Annotated in this window: 3 protein-coding genes; all 3 read left to right on the forward strand. The window is 52.0% G+C overall.

Annotated features, from left to right (window positions below; all coding sequences use genetic code 11):
• Positions 1-389: 389 nt before the first annotated feature.
• The 3 genes from ACOI06_RS14410 to ACOI06_RS14420 are packed head-to-tail and all read left to right on the forward strand — an operon-like array spanning position 390 to position 2,619.
• Entirely contained in the window at positions 390-1,292 is a 903-nt protein-coding gene (locus ACOI06_RS14410; protein ID WP_420663292.1) for a polysaccharide deacetylase family protein, read from the forward strand.
• A 50-nt stretch (positions 1,293-1,342) separates the two neighbouring features.
• Complete coding sequence (locus ACOI06_RS14415) at positions 1,343-1,630, forward strand: hypothetical protein (RefSeq protein ID WP_420663293.1); 288 nt, start codon at positions 1,343-1,345, stop codon at positions 1,628-1,630.
• Between the two features lie 20 nt (positions 1,631-1,650).
• The gene (locus ACOI06_RS14420; RefSeq protein WP_420663294.1) at positions 1,651-2,619 is read left to right on the forward strand and encodes a CobW family GTP-binding protein; all 969 of its coding nucleotides are present in this window, start codon (positions 1,651-1,653) and stop codon (positions 2,617-2,619) included.
• Positions 2,620-2,665: the final 46 nt, after the last annotated feature.

Genomic DNA, 2,665 nt, shown 5'->3' on the forward strand with positions numbered 1-2,665 from the left:
CTTTGACATGATGACGCCCTTTTCGTTGAATTGTGGATAACTGCTCAGATCATACCGGCTTGCGGGTTATCAGAGAGTCTTTCCGCTGTTTACTGTATGGCGCGTGTCAGTTGTATCTGGTCGTATAGAAGGATTGATACCAATACCTAGGTTGTCAGTACATCTGAATTTGAGATGTGAGTGCAAAATGTCGAAGGGTCCCTATGGCATCGGGACGTCATACGGTCTTGTATGCCTCGCCCATGGTACTGCCGTTGTTGGGGATGCGACGGGGTGGACCGTTTGCCTGTCTGAACGAATGTCAATCCCTTACGAAAGTCAAAGAAACTGGCCACGACCTCTGCCTTTTGCGTTAACCTGAAAGTCAAGTTTCAAATGGGAGGCGCGTTATGAAGAAAAAGATCATTGCCAGTTTTGGTGTGGATGTAGACGCTGTCGCGGGCTGGCTTGGCTCGTATGGTGGTGCAGACTCTCCTTCCGACATTCAGCGTGGTGTGTTCGCAGGTCAGGTCGGTACACCACGGTTGCTGAAGATGTTTGAACGCTACAACATCAAAACCAGCTGGTTTATTCCCGGGCACAGTATTGAAACGTTTCCTGACGAATGCAAGATGGTCGTAGACGCCGGGCATGAAATCGGCGCACATGGCTATTCGCACGAAAACCCGGTCGCCATGACCGCGGCTCAGGAAGAAGCGGTCTTGGTGAAATCGATCGAGTTGATCAAAAAAATTTCTGGCAAAGCGCCCCGTGGCTATGTGGCGCCTTGGTGGGAGATGTCAGAAAACACCATTGACCTGCTGCTTAAGTACGGCTTCAAGTATGACCACAGCCAAAGCTATAAGGACTTTGTACCCATGTACGCCCGCAGTGGCGACAGCTGGACCAAAATTGACTTTTCAAAGAAGCCGGAAGCATGGATGAAGCCCTTGGTGCATGGCTCCGAAGTCGACCTGGTTGAAATCAGCGCCAACTGGTATGTGGATGATCTGCCGCCGATGATGTTTATCAAGGCATCACCGAACAGCCACGGATTCGTAAATCCGCGGGACATCGAGCAATTGTGGCGAGATCAGTTTGACTGGCTGTATCGTGAACTTGATTACGGCGTCTTCCCGATCACTATTCACCCAGATGTCTCCGGTCGTCCACAGGTGCTATTGATGCTGGAACGCTTGATTGAATACATCAACAGCCATGAAGGTGTTGAATGGGCCACCATGGAAGAAATCGCTGAAGATTTCAGAAAGCGTTATCCGTTCAACAGCGCAGAGCGTCCACGCGACTACTGATGGGAGACGCAAGGCGTTAACTAGTATAGTAAAGGCATGATATGTGTGGAATGTGTGGTACGCCGACCCCGCCAGCCAAGTGGTTCATGGTTGGGGTCGGTGAGTCCTCGGGTGCCATTGTTCGCGAGCGTGCAAAACAGATTCAGCTGTTGAACCAGCATCTGTCCGGTTTGCGAATCAATGTCAGTGCTAGTCCAGCAAACCCGGGTTTGACTCTGAGAACGCCCGATGGCCGTAGTGAATTCATTCTCGACATTGGCGATGCGTGGCCAGCGGTTGAGCGGCTCGCCGGGCGTCCTTACGACCCCTTGGGCACGACCGATACCGCTCAAATCTGAAGCGGCATGGTTCAACGAGCATGTTTACGCATCGCCATTCCGAGCAAGACAATCGTCTGAGTCTGGTCATGGTCGGCGGCTTTCTGGGTTCAGGTAAAACCACCTTGTTGAACCAGGCGCTTGAACGCCCTGGCGTCAAATTGTTGATCAATGACCTGGGGGATACCGCCCCCGACTTGGCCTTCATGGAGGGCAATGTTCATCTGTTGCTGGGTGGGTGTGCTTGCTGCGATAAGCGCGATGAACTTGTTCATGTTTTGCGTGAGTTTTGTTCGACTCATCATCAGCATCCCGAACAGCTTGATCGCATCATTCTGGAAATGAGTGGTCTTGCAGATCCAGCCAATGTCCTTGCTGCCATTGACAATGACCCTGTCCTTACGGCGAACGTGCGTATCGATGATGTCATCACTACGATCGATGCGGCGCGAGGTTTGGGAGATCTGATTCACGAGCCCTTGGCCAGAAAACAACTGCAGCAGTGCGACAAGGCCATTATCACCAAGATTGATCTGGCGAACGAAAAGGAATTGAACACCATTTTCGCGACCACTCAGGCCTTGAATCCTAGTGCCGAGCTTTTGGCCACCGTTTTTGGTGAACAGCAAGCTGTGCCAGTTTTTGACCCTTGCGCAGCAGTCGATCTGATGACTCATGGGGATGCTGAGGACCAAGAAGCCGTTCATTCGCTGTGGATACCATATTCCCGACAGATCGACTGGACGGTTTTTGCGCTGTGGTTTGGTTCGTTGGTGTTCGCGCACCAGCATGACATCTTGCGCGTGAAAGGTCTACTGCGCACCGCACGCGGGCTCGTCATCGTGCATGCAGCGCGTGGCGTCATTGGTGTGCCGACGATTTCGTCGGAAAAGAACATGCCGGACGATCAGCTGGGGATGTTATTTCTGGTGCGTCGCATCACCTATGAGCAGCTGATGAAATCCTGGGAAATCCATATCAGTTCAACGGAACCCACGGACAGTTTATAGCGGGTTGCTGTGTCTGTTTCCTGGGGGCTTTGGTGGTATTTGATCC

Source organism: Orrella sp. 11846 (genome assembly GCF_048820935.1).
Lineage (GTDB): Bacteria > Pseudomonadota > Gammaproteobacteria > Burkholderiales > Burkholderiaceae_B > Algicoccus.